Consider the following 16,588-nt stretch of genomic DNA (forward strand, 5'->3'; position numbering starts at 1 on the left):
CGAAGGTGGCTGAAACTTAGCGCAGTCGCCCGCAATCTCCTGTCTCGCTACTAGGCCCCGGCCTTCGCCGGGGAAGTGAGTCTGTAAGAAAATCCAGGAAATCGCGGGGGAGAGCAAACTATGCTCGATCCCCCGGCAATCGTGTCGCCGTTGCCGGTCTTTCCGGCGGCGTTCCTCGTCCCGCGTTTCTGTTTTATGTCCGGCGCTACGACAGCACCCGAACCATAGCAGGCGTTTCGACAAAAAAAAGGGCCGGTCTTTCGACCGGCCTTGAAAGTTTTAGGAGAGGATGCCTGAAAGGCACACTCTTTGTGCAGTGCAGCAGGTTTCAGATCAATTGCAATGTTAGCGTTAACGCATGCAATTTCTGCAACTGCACCGTCATGCGGTTGCGCCGTCGAAGCGCTTGCCCGCCTCGTCCCAGTTCACGACGTCCCACCAGGCCTTCAGATAGCCGGGGCGATCGTTCATGTAGGTCAGGTAATAAGCGTGTTCCCACACGTCGTTGCCGAGGATCGGGGTGCCCTTGTCCTTGGCATCGTCCATCAGCGGATTGTCCTGATTGGGCGTCGAGACGACCTTGAGCGCGTCGGACGAATCCTTGATCACCCACGCCCAGCCCGAACCGAACTGGCCCGCACCCTTGGTGTTGAAATCTTCCTTGAGCTTGTCGAGGCCGCCATAGGTTTCAATCGCCTCGGCGAGCGCGCCCGATGGCTTGGTCGTGCCGGCCGGTGCCATGATCTTCCAGAAGAAATCATGGTTCCAGAAACCGCCGCCATTGTTGCGGACGAGCGGCGGGAGCGTCGAGATCATCCCCAGGATATCCTCGATCGACTTGCCCTCGAGCTTGGGATCGGCAGCGACGCCTTCGTTGAGCTTGTTGGTATAAGCCGCGTGATGCTTGTCGTGATGGTAGGTCATCGTCTCTTTCGAGATCGTCGGCTCCAGCGCGTCATAGGCATAAGGCAGCGGGGGAAGTTCGAAAGCCAAGGCTCGTCTCCTTTGAAAATGACGGGGTCGCTCACCCAAACGTCGCGCGGTCGAAATGGGTCCGGCGCGCTCGTTACGCAACCGATTCGGAAACACCCTGCGAAATCAGTCCATGGCGCTTTAGCGCATGGCGCAACTGATCGTAACTCAACCCGAGGGCTTCGGCGGTCGCGCGCTGGTTGAAGCGGTTTTCGGCGAGCGCGGTCTGCAGCATCTCGCATTCGAACCGCGCGAGCCGCGCCTTGTAATCCATCGGCTGGCCGTCGTCGCACGGCACTGGCGATGCGTTCGCCGGAGCCTCGGGCGCGACCGAACTCGTTGGCGGCGGTGCCGCGACCGTCGCCGGGCGATGCGGAGACTGGAACGGATCGAATACGATCGCGTCGATCGGCGCGTCGCGATCCCAGCGATAGACCGCGCGCTCTACCACGTTGCGCAACTCGCGGACGTTCCCCGGCCACGCGTAGGCGACCAGTTGCGCCTCCGCCGCCTTGGTGAAGCCGAGCCAGTCGTCGCGGTGCAGCTCGGCTGCCATCCGCCGCCCGAAATGCTCGGCGAGCACCATTACGTCGTCCTTGCGCGCCCGCAGCGGCGGGAGCGTGACCACTTCGAAACTCAGCCGGTCGAGCAGATCCGCGCGAAACTGGTGGCACGCGACCTTGTCGGGGAGATGCTCGTTGGTCGCGGCGACGATCCGCACGTCGACCCGCATCGGGCGTGACGATCCGATCCGCGTGACCTCGCCATATTCGACCGCGCGCAACAGCCGGTCCTGCGCCGCCATCGACAGCGTACCGAGTTCGTCGAGGAACAGCGTGCCGCGATGCGCCTCCTCGAACCGCCCTGCCCGCGCCTTGGTCGCGCCGGTGAAGGCGCCCGCTTCATGCCCGAACAGTTCGGCCTCGATCAGCGTCTCGGGCAGGGCTGCACAGTTCATGATGACGAGCGGCTGGTCCCACCGCGGCGACAGGCGATGGAGGCGTTCCGCGACCAGTTCCTTGCCGGTCCCGCGCTCTCCGATCACCAGCACCGGACGGTCGAGCGCGGCGGCGCGGCTCGCGAGTTCGAGCGCGTCGAGAAACGGGCCGGATTGTCCGATGACCTGGCTGGTTCGCTCCATTCCCAAGGCTTGGCGTAAAGTCCCAAGCCTTGGCAAGCGCGTTCTCGTTCATCTGCGCGAAAGCCACGCGAATCCGCCATTCCGGCAGTTGGCACGCTCCCTGCAAAGCTTCTGGCATCGCCCAACGGGGCACCGGACGCCAACAGGGAGACACGCCATGGACAGCCAGTACAAGAACCGCACTTCGATCCCCCAGCTTCTCGTCGCGGTGGTCGCCACGATCCTCGTCGGGTCGGTCGCGCTGGCCGGCACGGTCGGCCCGGCGATGGCAAACATTTCCCCGGTCAGCGCCCCGTATCAGGCCTGACCGCGAAAAATCCGAAATTTCCCAAGGAGTATCATGATGGGCATCTTCAGCCGAACCCGCGATATCATCGCCGCCAATTTCACCGACTTGCTCGACAAGGCCGAAGACCCCTCGAAGATGATCCGCATGATCATCCTCGAGATGGAGGAAACGCTGGTTGAGGTGCGCGCCTCCGCCGCGCGCACGATCGCGGACCAGAAGGAAATGCGCCGGCACATCAACAAGCTGGGCAGCCTGCAGGAGAGCTGGACCGAAAAGGCCGAACTCGCGCTGTCGAAGGGTCGCGAGGATCTCGCCAAGGCCGCGCTGGTCGAGAAGCAGAAGGCCGCCGACATGGCGAGCCAGCTCGACGGCGAGATCGCGGTGCTCGATGAATCGCTCCACGCTTCGGAGGAAGACATCGCCAAGCTGACCGGCAAGCTCCGCGAGGCGCGCACCCGCCAGAATTCGATCGCGACTCGCTTCGAAAGCGCGCAAAACCGCTTCAAGCTGCGCGAGATGTATAACGGTCCGCGGATGCAGGACGCCTTCAGCCGGTTCGAGGTGATGGAACGCCGCGTCGACATGGCCGAAGGGCGCGCCGATGTTGCCGGAATGGGCGCACCGCCCAAGACGCTCGAGGAAGAAATCGCCGAGCTCAAGTCGAGCGAGAAGGTCGAGGCCGAGCTCGCCGCGATGAAGGCCCGCTTCGGAAAGGACGGCTGATGGAAGACATCCTCGTCCCGATCTTCGTCTGCGGCACGCTGTTCGTCGGCATGCCGTGGGTCATCCTGCACTACATCACCAAGTGGAAGCAGGCGCCCAAGATCACCAACGAAGACGAGAAGCTGCTCGATGAGCTCTATTCGCTCGCCCGCCGGTTGGAAGACCGGCTGGGCACGGTGGAGCGGATCATCGCCGCGGATCACCCCGAATGGCGCGTCAGCATGCCGCTCGCCGAGCCGACCGCGCAATCCTACCCCACCCCGTCTTACGACCCAACCCGGAGGAACTGAAATGTCCGCCAGCCGCACCAAATTCTACCTCGACAAGCAGAACGCCAAATGGCTCGGCGTCTGCTCGGGGATCGCCGATTACACCGGCATGGACGTGACACTCGTCCGGGTCGGGGTCGCGCTTCTCACCCTGGTCACCAGCGGATGGGTATTGATCGCCTATATCGTCATGGCCTGTGTCGCCGAGAAGAAACCGCTCGGCCTCTATGACAGCGCGGACGACGAGCGCTTCTGGCAGGGTGTGCGCACCAACCCGACTCGCTCGACCGCCGAAGTCCGCTCGAAGTTCCGCGACATCGATCGCCGGCTCGCCGACATCGAGGTCATGTACACCAGCCGCAACAGCCGCCTCGCGGACGAGATCGACAGCCTGCGCTGATCCGCACGGCACGACCGGACCGATACCGACATCACTTGGGGCAAACAGGGGATACTGAAATGAGCTCTTCCATCGGACTGCTGATCCCGCTCGCGGCGATCACCGTCGGGCCCACGGCCTGGGCCTTCAATAACTGGGTCCGTGCCCGCCACGGCTACCCGATCGAGACCAAGAAGGGCCAGCTCGTCAGCCGCGACGGCGACCTTTCGGTCAACCGCCAGACCGAGCTGCTGAAGGCCGAAAACGATAAATTGCACGGCCAGGTCAGCCGCCTCGAGGAGCGCCTCGCGGTGCTCGAACGGATCGCGACCGACCCCGCCGAGCGGGTCTCGCGCGAAATCGACGCGCTCCGCTGAGCCGGAAAGGATCCCGATCATGACCCCCGACCTGGTTTTTCTCGTCCCGATCCTCGCCATCAGCGTCGGCATGGTCGCGGTGATCGGCGGAACGATCATCCGCCCGTGGCTGGCCTATAAGGAGCGGCGCATGACGATCGAGGCGACGATGGTCGCCGAGAAGGCCGCGCAATATGCCGCGCAGACCGAGCGGCTCGAACAGCGGGTCCAGGTCCTCGAACGGATCATCACCGACCGTGGCGTAGACCTCTCGCTCGAGATCGAGCGATTGCGCGATACGCCGCTCAACTAACCCTTCAACCCTTTCTTCCCCAGAGGTTATCATGATTGTCTTTCTTGGAGTGCTCGCCGTCGTGACGGCGGGATGTTGCTGGGCGACCGAAAGCATCGACCGCCCCCGCCGCCGCGCCGCCCGCGCGGCACGCCAATCCGCACAGGGCTGACCCGCCCGAACATTGAACAGGGGAGCGTACGATGAACGGTGGAGAAATGATGGTCGTGCTGATCGTGCTGGTCGCGGTCGCCGGCAAGATCATCCAGGCGCGCTACAAGGCGGCCGAACGCAGCGAGCGCCAGCCGGCGCCGGACAGCGCCGACGCGCAGCGCCAGCGCGACGAGATCCGCGCGCTCAAGGAGCGGATCGCCGTGCTCGAGCGGCTCGCGACCGACAAGGAAGACAGCAGTGCCCGGCTCGATCGCGAGATCGAGAAGCTGCGCGACCGCCCATGACCAGCCTGACAGGAGCAGGGATCATGACCGACCCCAATTTCTACATGACGATGGCCGCAACCGCCCTGGTGGGGCTCGCGATGCTGACCTACGCGATGCTCAACGGCTGGCGCGGCTGGCTCTCGTTCAAGCTCGAGCAGCTCCATGCGGCAGGCGGCAACAATGACGGCCCCGCCCTCCCCAACGCGAGCGCACGGATCGAGATCGCGGATCTCAAGGAGCGCATCCGCAAGCTGGAGGCGATCGCGGCGGGGGTGGATCTGTAAGGGGTCGCCTCGCCTGCTCGCTCCCGGCCCGCGCCGGGGAACAGCAAGGGTGACGAACCCCGTCGCTCCCGCCTATATCTCGGGGATGCAGACCCTCACCGATATCGAATCCGAATACAGCTTCCTCGAGGCGGACGACCGCTACCGCCTCCTCATCGACCTGGGCCGCGAGCTCGAACCGATGCCCGACCCGCTCAAGACCGATGCGACACTGGTGCGCGGCTGCTCCGCCTCGGTCTGGGTCTATCCGATGGCGCGCGAGGACGGGACGTTGCACTTCCTGGCGGATTCGAATGCGGCGATCACCAAGGGGATCATCGCGCTGGTGCTGCTCGCGGTGCAGGACCAGCCCGCTGATGCGATCCTGGCAACCGACATCCCACAGGAGCTCGCACCGTTCGACCTGAGCAAGCAGCTCAGCTCGAACCGCACGCAGGGCATCCCCAACATGATTGCGCTGATCCGCGAGACCGCGACCCGCTACGCCAAGCCGTAACGCCGCCGCCCCTCCCGTCACTCTGACGGCGGGGACTCCATCGCATAGGTTGCGCGCAGCCCGTATTGCGCCTCGACCGCAGGGTCGAGCCACCCTTCGATGTGCGCGACATCGGCAGGCGCGAGATCGTCGTAGCGCTGGGGGACATAGGCGAAAAAGCCCTGCCCCTTGTAGCTGGTGACGGTCTGGAAGATCGGCGTCCGTTCCAGCCCGGTCGCGGTCGCGAGCGCTGCGACGACGGCCTCGGGCGCGCGCATGAAGCCATCGTAGCTGACCAGCGCGACGTTATGCGCCCGCATCGGCAAGTCGGCCCAGTGCCGCAGCTTCGCGGTCCGCTTGGCGATGCAGTTGGCGAAGCGTTCGCCCGTCGCGGGATCGCGTTCGTGGAGCATCTCCTGCCCGAGCAACGGGTGCCCCGGTTCGATATGATCGAAATGTTCGTCCCAGCAGCTGTTCCATTCGCTGCGCACGAATGCCGCGAACGGTTTTGCCTTCAGATCGGGATGTGCGTGCCAGGGTTGGCGATGCAGGCTGCGGACCCAGTCGAACGCGTCGCGCGCAACCACGACACTCAGCGTATCGGCGGGAAACAACGTCTGCGCGGCGACGAACCAGTGTTTGTGACCGAAGGCGTCGGTCAACTGCAGCTCGGGAATATTGGCCGCGAGCGTCTGTGCGACGATGTTGGTCCCACTGCACCGCTGGCCGTAAATCTGCATCCGCGTGATCGGTCGATCGCCGCGAATGATCGCGCGCAATCCGGGCGCGAGCGGCCGCCAATCGATGCGATTCGTCATTCCGTCCTTGTCCTGCTGAGCCGCGCGCAACCGGCGTTCGCGCGTCGCGGTGCGCGCTACACGGTTGGGCACAGTGCGCCAATCGCATAATCGTACGACCGGTGGACAGATCCAGCGCAACCCCTTAAGGGGCTCCGCTCCGCGCGCGCCTCTTTCGGGTTTCCGGCAGCCGCTTTCCTGTCAGAGCCCGTACCAAGAAGGAGATCGCGCATGGCGTGGCTCATCCTCGGCGTAGCCGTGGTTACCGAAATCATCTGGGCGCTCAGCCTGAAATGGGCAGCAACCGCGGGCAGCGCCTATGCCGCCGCCGTCCCGATTACGCTCAGCTTCGTCAACATGGGGCTGCTCGCGCTCGCGATGCGCGGGCTTCCGGCCGGAACCGCTTATGCGGTGTGGACCGGACTCGGCGCGGTCGGCGTGACCATCTTTGGCGTGATCCTGTTCGGCGAGAAGCTCAACGGGATCCAGATGGGGTTCATCGCGCTGATCATCGTCGGCGTGGTGGGCACGAAGTTCTTCGCGACGAACTGACCTTACCGTGGTCCCTCCGGCGAAGGCCGGGGGGACGCGGGTGTTGCCGATCGCGTTACGCGTCCGGCCCTTGCGACCGCTCCCCGTCGCGAAGCCCGAGGTCGCGGACCACCTCCGCCATCGGCGCCCCGTCCTTGACCAGCGCCCAGTCGCCCGGCGCATCGCCGGTCACCACCGTCACTGCGCCGCGCGGGCAGATCCCGAGGCACTTCACCTCGAGAATGCCGAGCGTGCCCTTGCGCCCCTTGCGGACGCCGAGTTCGTCGCGCAGCGCCTTGGCGAGCGGGGTCTTGCCCTTCGGCCCGAACCCGCCATCCAGCTTCTTCGAACATTTCTTGCAGACCAGCACGGTGTTCGCCCAGTCCGAGCGGACCGTCTTCAAGCCTCGGGCTTCCACGTCCGCTGGTCTTCGGCGGCCTTGAGCACGTCATAGGCGGCCTGGATCGCGAGGAAGCGCGCCGCGGCGTCCTTGTCGCCGGGACGAACGTCGGGATGGTTCGATTTCGCAAGCCGCCGCCAGGCGACTCGCACCGTCTCGAAATCGGCGTCGACCTCAAGCTCGAGCACTTCGAGCGCGCGGATCTCGTCGCGCGAGCGGCTGCCGTCGCCCGGGCCGGCCCATTGATGATGGCGCGATTCGGTATAGCCCTCGGCGGTCTGCGTCTCGGCGCGTTCGCGTTCGGCGGCTTCCTCGGCGCTCAGGCCCTCGAAATAGTTCCAGCCGCGATTGTACTCGCCCGCATGCTCCTGGCAAAAATACCAGCGTTCCGGGCTGTTGGGGGATTTCGGTGCGGGGCAATCGCCCTTGTTGGTGCAGCCGTGCCGGTCGCACAGGCGAATCGTCGCGGCTTCGGTGCTGGCCTCGCCATATGCGCGCCAGCGGGGAAAACCCCAGTCGGTTGATCTGGATGTGGAACGCGCCATAGCTCGCCATTTAGGCATGCGCGCGTGCCAGCGCCATGACGCTTTTGTGAAACCGCTGTGAATTAAAGCGATCAGTGTCAGAAATGCGCCAGAGGGTCTGTAAGCCGGGTTCTGTCCACCCCGTCCCGTGAGACGGGGTTAGGCGACCATTCCTCTAGGACGACGCTTGCGCGCCGCCTCAAGCAATCAACCCGGGCGACGAGCTGAAACGAAGCCCATATGCCACCCCTATTCGATCTTGCTCCCGGTGGGGTTTGCCATGCCGCGCCTGTTACCAGGCGCGCGGTGCGCTCTTGCCGCACCCTTTCACCCTTGCCTGTTCCCCTTGCCGATTTGCATCGGGGAGGACATCGGCGGTCTGCTCTCTGTGGCACTGTCCCTGGGGTCACCCCCGCCGGGCGTTACCCGGCACCGTCGTTTCGCGGAGCCCGGACTTTCCTCGCGTACCCGAAAGTACCCGCGGCCGCCCGACCCTCTGGCTGCGCTGCCCCTAGCGCGATTTGGCGTGAGGGCAAACCCTATCAGTCGTCCCCGGTCGGCTTGGGCAAAAGCAATGCGAGTAGGATGCTGCGGCACTCGCCGTCGATCACCCCGTCGATCAGCTCGGGACGAAACCGCCGCTGGAACGCGACGACCGCGGCGAGCTTGTCGGTCACGTCATAGCCGAAGCGTTCGAGCGCGACGAGGAAACCGGCGTCCGCCCACATCGGGTCCATCAATCCCTTGGTCGGGCGCGGCAGGGCGAGCCGCAGCTTGGCGAGCCGGTTCCACGGGAACAGCTCGCCCGGATCCTGCTTGCGCGTCGGCGCGATATCCGAATGCCCGACGACGTTGCCGCGCGTGATGCCGTGCCGTTTGGTAATGTCGCCGACCAGTCGCACGACCGAGTCGATCTGCTGCTCCATGAACGGACGATACCCCAGCTCATGCCCGGGATTGACGATCTCGATCCCGACGCTCGCGCTGTTGATGTCCTCGATCCCGCGCCAGCACGACTTGCCCGCGTGCCAGGCGCGCTGGCTTTCCGCGACCATCCGCAACACCTGACCATCCTCGGCGACGAGGTAATGCGCCGAGACCTTCGCTTCGGGATCGCGCAACCGGTCGATCGCCGCCTGCGCGGTCTGCATGCCAGTATAATGCAGCACGATCATCGACACCGGCAACGACCGTTCGTCGAAATTGGGTGACGGCGTTTCGATGATATCCATAAGCCTGTCCCCTCCGCGAGCAGGCGAACAGCTTAAGCACGGTCGGCGGCGGAGCGAAACCCCGTCAGACGCGCGCGGGCACCGCTTCATAGAGTCCGCGATATCGGGGACTTGGCCGGAAGGCCTCGGTCTGGCCGATCACGGTCTCGCCCGCCCCCAGCACGAGCAGCCCGCCGGGCCGGATCACCGTCGCGAACCGGTCGAGCACCCGCCGCCGCAAGTCGAGCGGCAGATACAGCAGGACGTTCCGGCACAGGATCACGTCGAACCGCCCGACCGGGAGCGGGTCCGCGATCAGGTTGAGGCGGCGGAACGCGATCCGGCGGACGAGTTCGGGCTTGGCCACCCAATCCTCCCCCTGCTGGTCGAACCACCGCATCATGCGTCGGACGGGGAGCCCGCGCTGGATTTCGAAATGGCTGTAGCGACCGGCGCGCGCGCGGACGAGCGCGGCCTCGGACACGTCGGACGCGACGATATCGGGCGGCAGCGTCTCGTGCTGCGATTCCTGCTCCGCGAACAGCATCGCGAGCGACAGCGGCTCCTGCCCGACCGAGCACCCCGCCGACCAGATGCGGATGCGTCGCCCGTCCTGTTCGGCGCGGATCGTGGCGACCGCCTCTGCGACCATCTCGATCACCGCCGCATCGCGGAAGAACGAGCTCTCCTGGTTGAGCAACGCATCGACCGTCTGGTCCGCGACCTCGGGCGAGCGCTGGACCGCTTCGACCAGGTCATCGAGCGACGCCAGGTTGAGATCGCGCAGCAGCGGCTTGAGCGCGGTCTCGATCCGCCACTCGCGGTTTGCGGCGAGCTGTTGGCCGGTGCGCATTTCGAGCAACGTGTTGAGCGCGGCCATCACGCCTTTGCTATGGGTCGGCAGGGCAGGCATTCCGGCGGCAGCGCTATCCAGGAAACGATGAATCATGCGGGACGCCTACGCTTTGCAACTAACTGCCCGATCTCGACCGGCGGCAGCACCGCGCAAGCGCACCCCGCGGCGACGACGGCACCCGGCATGCCCCACACGACCGAACTCGCGCGATCCTGCACGACGATGCAGCCGCCCCGCGCAGCCAGCGTCCGCGCCCCCTCGGACCCGTCGCGCCCCATCCCGCTGAGCACGATCCCGAGCGCGCGCGCGCCGTAAACCTCGGCGATGCTGTCGAACATCGGGTCGACCGAAGGCATGCACCCGCTGCCGACCGCCTCTGTGGTCAGGCGGATCGCCCCGCCCTCGCCGGTCCGCACGACGCGCATATGCGCATCGCCCGGCGCGACGATGATCCGGCCGGGGCGGATCCGCAGGTGATCGGTCGCGACTTCGCACGGCCGCCCGGCGATCGTTTCGAGCTGCGCGGCGAAATAGGGCATGAACGACGCCGGCAGATGCTGGGTCACGAGGATCGGCACCGGGAAGGCCGCGGGCAGTTCGCCCAGCAATTGGGTCAGCGCATGGATCCCACCGGTCGAGGCGCCGATCGCAATGATGTCGAAGCCCTTCGCGGTGGTCGGCGTACGCGGCGCGGCCGCGGGCTGCGGCACCGCGGGCTCGCTCGACTGCGGCTCGATCTCGACCAGACGCGCCAGCTTCTCCACCAGCGCAACCGAGAAACGCCCCGCGAAATCGCCGATATCGGGCTTGACGAGCGTATCCGCCGCGCCTTGCGCAAGCGCCTCGATCGTCGCGGCGGCACCGTCGCTCGCGAGGGACGAGACGATCAGTACCTTTGCGCCACGCCCCGCGACGATCAGGTCGGGCAGCGCGACCAGTCCGGTCACGCCGGGCATTTCGATATCGAGGACGATCCCGTCGACCCGCTGCTCCGCGAGAAAGGCAAGCGCTGCGGCGGCATGCGGCACCGCGCCCGCGATGCGGAACCGCCCGTTCGCTTCGAGCGCGCGCGCGATCATGGCGCGCGCGACGACCGAATCGTCGACGATCAGGATTGACGGGGGACTATCGCCTTCGGACATGCTGGAACTCGCGCGGGCGACGGGAAAGGCGGCAGCGCCGCGATCGACGCGGCGAGCCGTGGCAGAGACACGCGGTGGCGGTCCGGGATACGCTGGACGAGCCACCGGGCGGAGACCGTCAGGCCATGCCGACGATCTGCAACTTGCTTTCGAGCGTTTCGCGGTCGAACGGCTTCATCACATATTCGTCCGCCCCCGCCTCGATCGCGGCGCGGATGTGCGCCATGCCGTTCTCGGTCGTGCAGAATACGACCTTGGGGCGCGTCGGGATCGAACTGTCGCGGAGCGCGCGGAGGAAATCCATGCCGCTCATCACCGGCATGTTCCAGTCGAGCAGGATCACGTCGGGTGCGGACGCCAGGCACGCGGTCAGCGCTTCGCGGCCGTCGCCGGCCTCGCTCACCTGGAAATCGAGTGTTTCGAGGATATGGCGCGCGACCTTGCGGATCACTTTCGAATCATCGACGACGAGGCAGGTCTTCATGAAGTCACCCTGTTGGTATGCGCTTGAGCCGGTCTTGCCCGAAATGCGTAAGCGTCGCGTTAAGATTGGCTTTTCGGCGAAATGCCTATGCCGCCAGCGCGACCGAGCCGGGGATCAGCATGTCGAGCGCGATCACCAGGATCGGTTCGCCATCGCGGTCGACGATGCCGCGACCGACGCGCTGCCACCCCTTGTCGAGCGCGACGCCGGCCGACAGCGGCATGAGGTCGAACGCGGCGACATCCTCGAGCGCGTCGACCAGCACGGCGTAATGATGCCCTTCGACGACGGTGATGACCGCGCGCATCGCGCTGCCATCGCCGGCCGGCAGGCCAAGCGCAGCGCGGGTCTCGATCACCGTGACGACGCGGCTGCGCAGCGCGGCGAGTCCGCGGACATGCTGTTCGGCCCGCGGCACGGGGATCACCGCGCCGATATCGACCACCGATTCGACCTGCGACGATTCGATCGCGACGGTCCGCCCGGCGATCCGGGCGATCAGGAACAACGGCATCAACGGCCTCCGGCGGATTTGGCGAGCGCGGCGAGCAGGCCCGGCCGGTCGTAGCGGAAAATGCTGCCGTCGTTGCCGTCGGCCTCGGCATCGCGCCGCAGCCGCACGACGGGCGCGCCGGCACAGGCGACCGGGCAATCGCAATCCATCGTCACCACGACACCCGCCTGTTCGCCGGGGCGGAGACCGGTCGTGACGCGATATCCCGCGGCTTCGAGGACCGGCTTGAGGAATGTCGTGAGCCAGGCGGAATCGGCACCTTCGAGCAAACACAAGGGCGCGTCGGACGCGGCGCAGGGATCCGCATGGCTGGAGAACAGCCAGTGCAGGTCGATCACCTCGATCTGGTCGCCGTCGATCGCGACGACGCCCGCGATCGGGCCGCTGTCATGCGCCGCGACGAGCGTATCAGGCAGTTCGACGATGTCGAGCGCCTCGCCGATCGCATAGCCGAGCTCGACCGTGCCATCGCGCAGCCGCAGGACCGAAACGTTCGTTCGCCCTTCCCACGACCCGAGCGCGACGAGCGGGATGATCGCGCCGTCGACCGAGAGCCGCAGCCGCCCCGCCGCATGTCGGATCGCGCTGGCAGGAACGGGTTCGACTCGGTCGATGACCGACAACGGAACGATCCGCCGGACGCCGTCGAGATCGTCGAACATCAGGGCCTGGACACCCGGGACGACGACGACGTCATCCTCTTCGACCAAGATCTCGCGCGTGAAGACGAGACCGGCGAGCTGCGCGATCCCGGCGCAATCGAGCATCAGCATCGGCAGCCCGCTGTCGGGCAGGGTCTGCCCGGCGTAGACTCCGGTCGCCATCACCGCCGGCGCGGCAGGCTTGATCACCAGCTCCTCGTGATCGAGCACGGTATCGACCGCGAGCGCATAAGACCCGCCTGAAACGCTGACGATCACCAGCATTACCGGTTCGCTCGTCCCGAACCCGAGCAGATTGCCGAGATCGACCAGCGGCATCCGCCGATCGCGCACGGTGGCCATGAGGGTGTCGCCAAGCCGGTCGATCCGGATCGATTCGGCACCGACGCGGACGATTTCCTCGATCGTCTGGCGCGAGATCGCAAACCGCTGGTCGCGCACGCCCACGCCGATCGTCGACATGATCGACAGCGTCAGCGGCACGTGGATCGAGAGGCGCAGGCCCTTGCCCGGCGTGTTCGCCAGCTCGATCCGCCCGCCGATCTGCTCGACATTGGCGCGGACGACATCCATCCCCACGCCGCGCCCCGAAATCCCGGTGACGACGTCCTTGGTCGAGAGCCCGGGTTCGAACACGAGTTCGAGGCGCGCCTGTTCGCTCAACGCGCGCACTTCGGCGTCGCTGCGCAATCCCGCAGAGACGACCTTCGCCGCCAGTCGCGCGGTATCGATCCCGCGCCCGTCGTCGGCGATCTCGATGACGATCTGGTTGCCCGACTGGCGCGCGACGACGTTCAGCCAGCCCGTCTCGCGCTTGCCCGCGGCACGACGGTCGGCGGCGGGTTCGATCCCGTGATCGATCGCGTTGCGGATAATATGGACGAGCGGGTCGCGCATCATCTCGATCATCTCGCGATCGAGTTCGACGTCGCTCCCCTCGATATGGAGGGTGACGGTCTTGTCGAGTTCCGCCGCGGTATCGCGCACCATCCGCGGCAAGGCGGAGAACAGCGCCTCGATCTTCTGCATGCGGGTGCGGGTGACGGTATCGCGCATTTCGGCGACGGTCAGCGACAGGCGTTCCAGCGCCGCCTCGACGGTGGGATCGACCCCTTCGTCGCGCAGCCGTCGCGCGAGTTCGTTGCGCGCGAGCACCATGTCGGACATGCCGCTCATCATCCGGTCGAGCAGGTCGACGTTGAGCCGCACGCTGCGCGTCGGCGAGCGCATCACCGGGGCGGCGCTGCTCGCGATCGCCTCGGAGCCGGTATCGAGCGCCGCGACCAGCAGGTCCTCGCCGGTATCGTCGAGCGCGTGCCCCGCATCGATCGCCTCGACGATCTCGCCGATCCGGTCGACGATCGCGAGGACGGCGTTGACCAGCCGGGTGTCGGGACTACGCTCGCCCGACCGTACCGCCGCGAGGACATCCTCGGCGGCATGGCTCAGCCGCGCGAGGCGCGGCAGGTCGAGGAAGCCGCAGCTCCCCTTGACGGTGTGGACGAAGCGGAAAATCGCATCCAGCCGTTCGCGGTCGTCCGGCGCGGATTCCCACGCGACGATTTCCCCCGACAACGCCTCGAGCGTCTCGCGGGTTTCGGCAATGAATTCCTGTAGAAGATCGTCCATGGGCCCCCGCCTTTGCGGCAGCGGCCTGCATGGCGCCCCAGTGGTTAAGGGAGCGTTTAAGCCGCCTTGAACGCCGCACCGAACAGCAGCACCGCATCATCGGGAGCGGAGACCTGCACGACGCCGCCGCCTTCGGCGACCAGCGCGTTGACCAAATACGCCGCCGCCGCGCGCGGGGTGACGACCGCGTCGCCACCCGTGCCGGTCAACGCGGCGCGCATCTCGGCGTCGAGCACGATGCGAAGCCCTTCGGCGCGGACGACGATCTCGACCTGTCCGTCATGGCTTTCGGCCCCGACATCGAGCTGCCCGCCCCGCACCAGCGCGTCGCCGGCGATCAGCGCGAGGTTGAGCAGCACCTTGATCGCGGGCTTGGGCAGCGTCGCATCCTCGACCAGCCAGCCGAGCTTGACCTTGTGGCCGTCGCCGAACAGCCCCTCGATCGCCGCGCGCGCCTCGCGCGAATCGACCGACTCGCCGAAGCCACCCGCCGCGCCGAACGCGAGGCGGAAGAACTTCAGCTTGTTGGCGGATGCCTTGGCGCTGTCCGCCAGCAATTCGAGGCAGCGCGCGCGCATGTCCGGGTCATGCTCGTCCGCGAGCAATTCCAGTCCGTTGTTGAGCGCACCCACGGGGCTCAGCAGGTCATGGCACAGACGCGAACAGAGCAGACTGGCGAAATCGGTCGGGCTAATGGTCAACGCTTGGGCTCCAGCTTTGCGCCTCTTTGGCGCAGCACGGCATGCGCCGCAAGCGGGACATCGGGCTTGGCTTGACCAAAACCGCCGGCGGCAGCGGCGGCGTGCGCGTCGGGCACCGTTTCCAGCATCAGCGGCACGAATCTTGTCGCCGGGTCGCCGCTGGCATCGGGCTGCGCACGCCAGGCACCGATCTTTTCGCCACCGACGATCACCCACACCTTGCCATCGGGCGCAGCGTTTGCGGCATCGGTCGCGGACGGCGTGACGGTCCCGCTCGGGTGCGAATGCCAGTAGCCGATCAGCCGCGGCCCACCCCCGCGTTCGGCACGCAACGCGGCGAACACCGCAGCCGGGTCGAGCTCGAACGTCCGGCGCGGATCGTCTGCGACGTTGGTGCAAACCGTCACGTCCTCGATCCGATCCGCGGTGCCGAACAGCAACCCGCACGCCTCGACCTCCGGCGTCGCCTGCGCGGCTTTTAGCAATCTCGTGCGCAGAGTGCTTGTAATCTCCAACACCATGCCCAGATTCTAAACTATGAACCGGGGGGTTTCCACCATCGAGACGCGGATCGCCGACGAAGCCGGACTGAGGCTCGATCGCGCGCTTGCGGATGCGCTCCCGACGATCTCGCGCGAACGACTGAAGGCGCTGATCTCGACGGGCCAGGTGACCGACGAAGGCGGAACGCTCCGGCGCGACCCGTCGAGCAAGGCGGTCCCGGGCGGGCTGTACCGCATCATCGTCCCGGACCCCACGCCCGCGCACAACGAGGCGCAGGACATCGCGCTGACCGTCGTGTTCGAAGACGAGCATCTCATCGTGATCGACAAGCAGGCTGGGCTGGTCGTCCACCCCGCCGCCGGGAACCTCGACGGCACTTTGGTCAACGCGCTGCTCCATCACTGCGGCGGCAGCCTGTCGGGGATCGGCGGCGTCGCGCGCCCCGGGATCGTCCACCGGATCGACAAGGACACGTCGGGCCTGATGGTCGCCGCCAAGACCGATCGCGCGCATGTCGGTCTCGCCAAGCAGTTCGCGGCGCATTCGATCGATCGGCGCTACAAGGCGATCGTCTCGGGGCGCCCTGCCCCGCCCGCCGGATCGGTCGACGCGCCGCTCGCGCGGAGCCCGCAGAACCGCAAGAAGATCGCGATCGTCCAGGGCGGCAAGCGCGCGGTCACGCATTTCTCGACGATCGAACGGCTGCGCGAAGCCGCGCTGGTCGAATGCCGCCTGGAAACCGGGCGGACGCATCAGGTCCGCGTTCACATGGCGTCGCTCGGGCATCCCTTGCTAGGCGACCCGGTTTACGGTAGAACAAAGCAGGCTCACAGACGCGATCTGGAAACCTTGGGTTTCCATCGACAGGCGTTGCACGCCGCGCGGTTGGGGTTCATTCATCCGATCAAATGTAACGTTCTGGCGTTTGATAGCGAAATGCCTGCCGACATGCAGGAACTGTTCGATACATTGCTAGTATAGGGTACGGCCGCCGCGCCCTGCGCGCGACTGGC

At 66.3% G+C, this 16,588-nt stretch carries 24 protein-coding genes and 1 other RNA gene; 11 read left to right on the top strand and 14 right to left on the bottom strand.

The features are described from left to right. Positions 1-381 precede the first annotated feature (381 nt). Together RH91_RS16870 and pspF are read right to left on the bottom strand one after the other, a co-directional pair. On the bottom strand, positions 382-993 hold the full coding sequence (locus RH91_RS16870) for a superoxide dismutase (protein ID WP_010164187.1): 612 nt from the start codon (positions 991-993) through the stop codon (positions 382-384). A 73-nt stretch (positions 994-1,066) separates the two neighbouring features. Continuing rightward, positions 1,067-2,113, bottom strand: coding sequence for a phage shock protein operon transcriptional activator (pspF, locus tag RH91_RS16875; protein ID WP_010164188.1), 1,047 nt, complete (start codon positions 2,111-2,113; stop codon positions 1,067-1,069). 157 nt (positions 2,114-2,270) lie between these two features. Here pspF and RH91_RS22570 point away from each other — a divergent pair, with 157 nt between their 5' ends. The 9 genes from RH91_RS22570 (at position 2,271) to RH91_RS16915 (ending at position 5,641) form a co-directional block, all read left to right on the top strand. Continuing rightward, positions 2,271-2,420: a hypothetical protein gene (locus tag RH91_RS22570; RefSeq protein WP_157136961.1), complete on the top strand. Its 150-nt coding sequence runs from the start codon at positions 2,271-2,273 to the stop codon at positions 2,418-2,420. 36 nt (positions 2,421-2,456) lie between these two features. Next, entirely contained in the window at positions 2,457-3,125 is a 669-nt protein-coding gene (gene pspA, locus RH91_RS16880; RefSeq protein ID WP_029624025.1) for a phage shock protein PspA, read from the top strand. Beyond that, positions 3,125-3,415 carry an envelope stress response membrane protein PspB gene (gene pspB / locus RH91_RS16885; protein ID WP_010164191.1) on the top strand — a complete coding sequence of 97 codons (291 nt, stop codon included), beginning with the start codon at positions 3,125-3,127 and terminating at the stop codon, positions 3,413-3,415. The genes pspA and pspB overlap by 1 nt, the downstream gene beginning before the upstream one ends. A gap of 1 nt (position 3,416) precedes the next feature. Next, entirely contained in the window at positions 3,417-3,794 is a 378-nt protein-coding gene (pspC, locus tag RH91_RS16890) for an envelope stress response membrane protein PspC (RefSeq protein ID WP_010164193.1), read from the top strand. A gap of 59 nt (positions 3,795-3,853) precedes the next feature. Continuing rightward, entirely contained in the window at positions 3,854-4,150 is a 297-nt protein-coding gene (locus RH91_RS16895; RefSeq protein ID WP_010164195.1) for a hypothetical protein, read from the top strand. A 19-nt stretch (positions 4,151-4,169) separates the two neighbouring features. Next, complete coding sequence (locus RH91_RS16900; RefSeq protein ID WP_010164196.1) at positions 4,170-4,442, top strand: hypothetical protein; 273 nt, start codon at positions 4,170-4,172, stop codon at positions 4,440-4,442. 197 nt (positions 4,443-4,639) lie between these two features. Further along, positions 4,640-4,879, top strand: coding sequence for a hypothetical protein (locus tag RH91_RS16905; RefSeq protein WP_010164198.1), 240 nt, complete (start codon positions 4,640-4,642; stop codon positions 4,877-4,879). 23 nt (positions 4,880-4,902) lie between these two features. After that, the gene (locus RH91_RS16910; protein ID WP_026046661.1) at positions 4,903-5,145 is read left to right on the top strand and encodes a hypothetical protein; all 243 of its coding nucleotides are present in this window, start codon (positions 4,903-4,905) and stop codon (positions 5,143-5,145) included. An 85-nt stretch (positions 5,146-5,230) separates the two neighbouring features. Next, on the top strand, positions 5,231-5,641 hold the full coding sequence (locus RH91_RS16915) for a SufE family protein (protein ID WP_010164200.1): 411 nt from the start codon (positions 5,231-5,233) through the stop codon (positions 5,639-5,641). 17 nt (positions 5,642-5,658) lie between these two features. Here the strand turns inward: RH91_RS16915 and RH91_RS16920 are convergent, their stop codons facing one another. Continuing rightward, positions 5,659-6,510, bottom strand: a complete 852-nt coding sequence (locus RH91_RS16920) for a hypothetical protein (RefSeq protein WP_010164201.1) — start codon at positions 6,508-6,510, stop codon at positions 5,659-5,661. A 138-nt stretch (positions 6,511-6,648) separates the two neighbouring features. On the opposite strand from RH91_RS16920, the gene RH91_RS16925 reads away from it, so the two are divergent. Beyond that, positions 6,649-6,969, top strand: coding sequence for a DMT family transporter (locus tag RH91_RS16925; protein ID WP_010164203.1), 321 nt, complete (start codon positions 6,649-6,651; stop codon positions 6,967-6,969). A 55-nt stretch (positions 6,970-7,024) separates the two neighbouring features. On the opposite strand, the gene RH91_RS16930 is transcribed toward RH91_RS16925, so the two are convergent. The 11 genes from RH91_RS16930 to RH91_RS16975 form a co-directional block, all read right to left on the bottom strand. Further along, positions 7,025-7,351 (bottom strand): hypothetical protein, encoded by a 327-nt coding sequence (locus RH91_RS16930; RefSeq protein WP_010164205.1) that lies wholly within the window; start codon positions 7,349-7,351, stop codon positions 7,025-7,027. Next, the gene (locus RH91_RS16935) at positions 7,348-7,893 is read right to left on the bottom strand and encodes a J domain-containing protein (protein WP_010164206.1); all 546 of its coding nucleotides are present in this window, start codon (positions 7,891-7,893) and stop codon (positions 7,348-7,350) included. The genes RH91_RS16930 and RH91_RS16935 overlap by 4 nt, the downstream gene beginning before the upstream one ends. 84 nt (positions 7,894-7,977) lie before the next feature. After that, positions 7,978-8,372: RNase P RNA component class A (gene rnpB / locus RH91_RS21285), an RNA gene on the bottom strand. 42 nt (positions 8,373-8,414) lie between these two features. Beyond that, on the bottom strand, positions 8,415-9,104 hold the full coding sequence (locus RH91_RS16940; RefSeq protein WP_010164208.1) for an N-acetylmuramoyl-L-alanine amidase: 690 nt from the start codon (positions 9,102-9,104) through the stop codon (positions 8,415-8,417). Positions 9,105-9,168: 64 nt separating this feature from the next. After that, complete coding sequence (locus RH91_RS16945; RefSeq protein WP_010164209.1) at positions 9,169-9,963, bottom strand: CheR family methyltransferase; 795 nt, start codon at positions 9,961-9,963, stop codon at positions 9,169-9,171. A gap of 65 nt (positions 9,964-10,028) precedes the next feature. Further along, positions 10,029-11,081 carry a chemotaxis-specific protein-glutamate methyltransferase CheB gene (gene cheB / locus RH91_RS16950; protein ID WP_010164211.1) on the bottom strand — a complete coding sequence of 351 codons (1,053 nt, stop codon included), beginning with the start codon at positions 11,079-11,081 and terminating at the stop codon, positions 10,029-10,031. A gap of 118 nt (positions 11,082-11,199) precedes the next feature. Beyond that, entirely contained in the window at positions 11,200-11,565 is a 366-nt protein-coding gene (locus RH91_RS16955) for a response regulator (RefSeq protein ID WP_010164213.1), read from the bottom strand. An 85-nt stretch (positions 11,566-11,650) separates the two neighbouring features. Further along, a complete protein-coding gene (locus RH91_RS16960; protein WP_010164215.1) occupies positions 11,651-12,079 on the bottom strand; it encodes a chemotaxis protein CheW in 429 nt (142 codons plus the stop codon). Next, positions 12,079-14,370 carry a chemotaxis protein CheA gene (locus RH91_RS16965; protein WP_010164217.1) on the bottom strand — a complete coding sequence of 764 codons (2,292 nt, stop codon included), beginning with the start codon at positions 14,368-14,370 and terminating at the stop codon, positions 12,079-12,081. The genes RH91_RS16960 and RH91_RS16965 overlap by 1 nt, the downstream gene beginning before the upstream one ends. A gap of 56 nt (positions 14,371-14,426) precedes the next feature. Next, positions 14,427-15,071, bottom strand: coding sequence for a histidine phosphotransferase family protein (locus tag RH91_RS16970; RefSeq protein ID WP_010164218.1), 645 nt, complete (start codon positions 15,069-15,071; stop codon positions 14,427-14,429). Continuing rightward, positions 15,068-15,556: a M67 family metallopeptidase gene (locus RH91_RS16975; protein ID WP_010164219.1), complete on the bottom strand. Its 489-nt coding sequence runs from the start codon at positions 15,554-15,556 to the stop codon at positions 15,068-15,070. The genes RH91_RS16970 and RH91_RS16975 overlap by 4 nt, the downstream gene beginning before the upstream one ends. Positions 15,557-15,608: 52 nt before the next feature. Between RH91_RS16975 and RH91_RS16980 the strand changes: the two genes are divergently transcribed. Next, positions 15,609-16,556 (top strand): RluA family pseudouridine synthase, encoded by a 948-nt coding sequence (locus RH91_RS16980; protein ID WP_010164220.1) that lies wholly within the window; start codon positions 15,609-15,611, stop codon positions 16,554-16,556. Positions 16,557-16,588: the final 32 nt, after the last annotated feature.

The organism is Sphingomonas sp. PAMC 26617 (assembly GCF_000242835.1).
GTDB lineage: Bacteria > Pseudomonadota > Alphaproteobacteria > Sphingomonadales > Sphingomonadaceae > Sphingomonas.